The organism is Streptomyces triticisoli (assembly GCF_003270085.1).
GTDB classification, from domain to species: domain Bacteria; phylum Actinomycetota; class Actinomycetes; order Streptomycetales; family Streptomycetaceae; genus Streptomyces; species Streptomyces triticisoli.
Map to the genome: position 1 here is coordinate 1 of NZ_QFDQ01000131.1, position 4,518 is coordinate 4,518.

A 4,518-nucleotide genomic window follows, 5' to 3' on the forward strand; every position below is an offset into this window, starting at 1 on the left:
CGCCGTCACGGCCTCGGGCGGGCGACTGGTCGACGGAGTGCACATCTCCACCCGCCGGCTCGACCCGCCCGGCAAGGCACCGGCCCGCCCGCGGTCGCGGACCGGAGGGAGTCCTCCGGGGCGGCGCGGACTCGGGACCCGCCGCCTGGCGGGAGCGGTCCGTGAGGCAGGCGTGAGGCGGGACCGGTGGCGAAGGAGCAGCCGGTGACGGGCAGCCCCCTCAAGGACCGGACCAGCGTGCCCAAGCCTCTTGCCCCTGTGTTCGAGCTGCCGCCCGGAGGTCCTGTCAGCGGCTGCCCGTCAGGTACGCGAAGACGACCACGTTGCCCTGGTAGCCGGTGGACTTGGAGTAGCCGCCGCCGCAGGTGATCACCCGTAGTTCGGGGCGCTTGGCGGCGCCGTAGACCTTGTCGTCGGGGAAGTCCTTCGTCGCGTAGACCTCGACCGCGTCCACGGTGAACACCGCGACGCCGCCGTCCCGGCGGTCCACCTCGATGGTGCTGCCCTTCTTCAGGGCGCCGAGGTCGTAGAAGACGGCGGGGCCCCGGGTGGTGTCGACGTGGCCGGCGACGATCGCGGTGCCCCTCTCGCCGGGGGTGGTGCCGGCCTCGTACCAGCCGGCCAGGTTCTTGTCGTCGGCGGGCGGGGCGTCCAGGTTGCCGGACTCCGTCAGGCCGAGGCCGATCAGGGGGGCGTTCACCCGGATGGAGGGTATGCGTATGCGGAGGGGCGGGGACGGCGGCAGTGCGGGGGCCGCGGGCCCTCCCCCGCCGGGGTCGAGCACACCCTCGGCCACTCCGGGCTGGGGCGGGGCGTGCATCGCCTCGCCGCCGTGCAGGAGCCACACGCCGGAACAGAGGGCGATGACGGTGACGGATGCTATGGCGGTGTTGCCGATCTTGGGCATACGGCCCCCTCCCGGACTTGGTGTCCCGCACCCCCTCCGGGCCGCGAGGGGCGGCGCACCCGGAGGGGGAGAGGGCTTGCGGTACCGGCGGACGGACAGCGGAGGGTGTCCGTCAGACCCCGTCGCCTCTCGCCTGGCGATGCAGGAGCCAGGTACCGCCCGCGGCGGCGACGGCGAGTGCCGCCACACCGGCCGCGGTCCGTACGGGGCCGGTGCCCAGCGCGCCACCGACCCCCGTCTTCACACTTCCCCGGGGCTGCACCTGCCCCTGCGCGGCGGTCAGCGTGACCACCAGGTCGCCCTTGACCTCCCGGTCGCCTGCGGCACACTGCGCGACGATCTCGTACGTCCCCGGCTGCGCGCCCTCCGGCACCCGGAACTGACCGACCGCCTCGCCCTCACGCGCGCTGGGCGCCAGCATGAAGAGACCCGCGCCGACCGCGCTGGCGTCGCCCGCCGCGGCCGCCTTCTCGCCGCACCCCTTGGTGTTCACCGTGACCTGTCCGCCCGGCTCGACCGAGTACGGGTACACCTCCAGGCCGCCGCCCTCCGCGCCGTAGGCGGGCACGGCCAGACCGCCCACGGCGGCGACGGCGAGCGCGGCCCCGGCCATGGCCCCGGCCGGCGGACGGGCGGCGGTACGTCGCATCGGTGCTCCTCCGGGCTCTGCGGCGGGCACGCCCCGCGACACCCACGTGTGCCGCAGTCGGCCGCGCCCCTGCCCTTCCGAGGTAAGTCGCACGCGGGCGCTTCCGCTCCCTGATGAGACGTCAGGAATAGGATGAACGGGTGTCGGAACACCCGCCCCGGATCGGCTCGTGCTGTGTGTTTCGGCAGGTCAAGACCGCCCTGCCGACGGAACATCGAGAACCACCCGGAAGGGCGCAGGGCGTGGGGGTGAACAGGTGCCGGCTGTCGGCTCCGCGGGCGTGGAGCGTACGAGAGTCAGTGATCGCCCGGCGGCAGCCGCATCGCCGACCCGTCCAGGACCGACCTCCGGGCCGTGTCGACCACACGGCTCGGATCGGGGAAGCCTGCTGCCCGCAAGATCAATCAGCAGATCCTCTGGCATCGGAACAGTCGACGACCTCAGCGAAGCAAGGCCAGCCGTCTACTTCGATGTCCTGGTCCGAGGGTCGGAGTTCCAGGACTGGCATTGCGGCGTGCAACAGGCGTCGGACCGTTCCCGGCTCGTAGAGATTGAGACAGCTGCGGTCCGGAAGGCGTACCACTGTGCCGGACTCAAAATATGAGTGCGAAACGACCCCGTGCGGGTTCGGCGCGAAGACCAAGGACAAGCGGCGCCCAGCGCCTCTCTTGGGTCCGTTTGTGAAGAAGGACAACGTCACGCGGCAGTCGGCATAGGCAGGTCTCACCCGCTGCCGTACGGACCAGTACCAGACGGCCTTGTCCACGGCGAGGCGGCGGACACGTCGATTGTTCCTCACCGGCTCACCGTAGGGCACTGATCCGGTGCAGGTACGAGCGTTCTCGCAATGCGCCCGCGCCGGACCGCACCTTGCCTCAATCGTCCTGCGGCTCCGTCGGCTCGCGCCGTGAATGGGCCGGCCTTCGGTGTTGATCGTGCAGGGAGCCGAGTCCGAGCACCTCGAACCATCCGTCACCGCCTCCCGGGCCAGGGACAGCACACGTTCGTATGAGTGCAGCACCGCAGGCGGTCAGGCGTCGAGGTGGGTGGAGCCGTTGCCGGAACACAGCAAGCGAAGAGCCGCACAATGAACAAGCACGACGCTCGCAGGGCTCAAGCCGTCGATGAGTACGAGTTCGCGACCGGGGTCGTCAATCTGGCTGATCACACGTCAGTCCTTCTCGCACGGTTCGCTGGAAGGCCGCCCACGCAGTCGGGGTGACGTGGAGGGAGGGGCCGGTGAGGCGCTTGGAGTCTCGTATGGCGACGGTGGTGGGGATGTTGGTGGCTACCTCGACGCACTCGGCCACCTGGTCGCTGTAGCTGGACTTGCGGTACTGGAAGTCGGGCACGGCTCACAGTTCCCTTCGAAGCCTGCGGAGGAGTGACGCCGACTCCTCCTCGCCGAGAGAGTGTTCGGTGATTACCTCGAACAGTTCATCGTAAGCCGCAGCACCCTCGCCGCCCTCCACCCACCGTTGAGCGAAGGGGGCTTCCACGTAGACGACGTCCATGGCCCCGGGTTCGGCGAACGAGAGGATGTTGAACGAGCCGTTCAGACCGGGGTGCGTACCTGCGCCGAAGGGGAAGACCCGCAACGAGACGTTCGGGAGGTCGGCCGCCTTCAGAAGATGGTCGAGCTGTCCACGGGCCGTTGCCGTCCCGCCGGGGAAGTTCCGCAGTGCGGCTTCGTAGATCACCGCCTGGAACGTGAGCGGTGGATCCTGGGAGAGCAGTTGCTGGCGCGCGAGCCGCGTGGCGACGAACTTCTCGTCGGACTCCGGGCTCTTGATCGCTGCTGGACTGAGGTCTCCCCTCAAGTCCATGACATATTCGGGAGTTTGGAGCAGGCCCGGAACGAAGGACGGCTGCCACGCCTTGATGGTTGTCGCCGCGCTCTCCAGCGTGACGTACTCCTGCATGACGCCGTGGATCGTGTAGTCGTCCCACCAGCCCTTGGCCTTGCGCCGCTCTCGGTCGACCCGTGCCAGTTCCAGGAGCGAACCGACGATTCCGGGGTCGCGGGCGCCGTACAGCTCGCACAGCGCGCGAATGTCCGGGTCGCGCATGGGCACCCAGCCGCCCTCCATCTTCGCGACTTTCGTGGTGGAGGCGGTGAGCGCCTTGGCCGCGTGGGTCTGGGTCAGGCCCGCAGCCGTGCGCAACTTGATGAGCTCTCCACCCAGTCGACGCCCCAGGACGGTGGACGTGCTGTTGCCCTGCATCGCCTGACTCGCGGTCACGTTGACGCTCCTCGTGGTGTCCGTGCGTGGTCAGTCTGGCGCGATGTGTGAGCGGCACGCAAACCCGTTGGGGGGAATTCCTCCGAGAGGAACTTGCGCACAAAGCTGCATCGCTTCTACGGTCGGCGACGAACCGATCACGCAGCGCTGCCGGTTCAGGCATCGGCGCTGCCCACCCCTGTCCGGAGGTGAGCGACTTGGTCGCCCCCTGCAACCCGCTCCAGTACGACCGACTCGACTACACGCCGCTCCCCAAGAGCGTCGCCCTCGCCCGACGCCGCGCCCACCGTCTGCTCACCGACTGGGGCCACCCCGAACTCGCAGCCGACGCCGCCCTGTTGGTCTCCGAGCTCGGTGGTAACGCCGTGCTGCACGGATGCCTGCGGGACAGGCTCTTCCGCGTCGAACTCACCCTCACCGAACGGGCTGTACGCGTCTCCGTCTCCGACCCGAAGGGGGAGGCGCTCCCGGCCCCGCGTGACGCCTCACTGGACGACATGTTCGGGCGCGGGCTGCTCATCGTCCGGGAGGTCGCCGACCGGTGGGGCGTGGAGCGGCTCACCGTCGGAAAGTCCGTGTGGTGCGAACTGGACGTCGCGGCCGTCTAAGAGCCCCTAACAAAATAGGGTGTTTGCGTTATTCTGGGTGTACTGGTGCGAGTTCGTGCCGATCGGGAGGTGTGTGATGTCCCGACCCAAGCCCTGGGAGATCGACGACGA

5 protein-coding genes are annotated in these 4,518 nt (G+C 69.4%); 1 reads left to right on the forward strand and 4 read right to left on the reverse strand.

What is annotated here, in order from left to right; translation table 11 throughout:
• Positions 1 to 286: 286 nt before the first annotated feature.
• From DEP02_RS18925 to DEP02_RS18945, 4 genes are all read right to left on the reverse strand, one after another.
• On the reverse strand, positions 287 to 907 hold the full coding sequence (locus DEP02_RS18925; protein ID WP_112468881.1) for a class F sortase: 621 nt from the start codon (positions 905 to 907) through the stop codon (positions 287 to 289).
• A 112-nt stretch (positions 908 to 1,019) separates the two neighbouring features.
• Positions 1,020 to 1,556 carry a hypothetical protein gene (locus tag DEP02_RS18930; RefSeq protein WP_112468882.1) on the reverse strand — a complete coding sequence of 179 codons (537 nt, stop codon included), beginning with the start codon at positions 1,554 to 1,556 and terminating at the stop codon, positions 1,020 to 1,022.
• Positions 1,557 to 2,707: 1,151 nt separating this feature from the next.
• Entirely contained in the window at positions 2,708 to 2,908 is a 201-nt protein-coding gene (locus tag DEP02_RS18940) for a DUF397 domain-containing protein (protein WP_112468884.1), read from the reverse strand.
• Positions 2,909 to 2,911: 3 nt separating this feature from the next.
• Positions 2,912 to 3,799, reverse strand: a complete 888-nt coding sequence (locus tag DEP02_RS18945; protein ID WP_112468885.1) for a helix-turn-helix domain-containing protein — start codon at positions 3,797 to 3,799, stop codon at positions 2,912 to 2,914.
• A gap of 188 nt (positions 3,800 to 3,987) precedes the next feature.
• Here DEP02_RS18945 and DEP02_RS18950 point away from each other — a divergent pair, with 188 nt between their 5' ends.
• Positions 3,988 to 4,407: an ATP-binding protein gene (locus DEP02_RS18950; RefSeq protein WP_332871986.1), complete on the forward strand. Its 420-nt coding sequence runs from the start codon at positions 3,988 to 3,990 to the stop codon at positions 4,405 to 4,407.
• The last annotated feature ends 111 nt before the right edge of the window (positions 4,408 to 4,518 follow it).

Coding starts and splice junctions, on each gene's coding strand:
- DEP02_RS18925 (WP_112468881.1), bottom strand. CDS start 907: ATGCCCAAGATCGGCAACACCGCCATAGCATCCGTCACCGTCATCGCC.
- DEP02_RS18930 (WP_112468882.1), bottom strand. CDS start 1,556: ATGCGACGTACCGCCGCCCGTCCGCCGGCCGGGGCCATGGCCGGGGCC.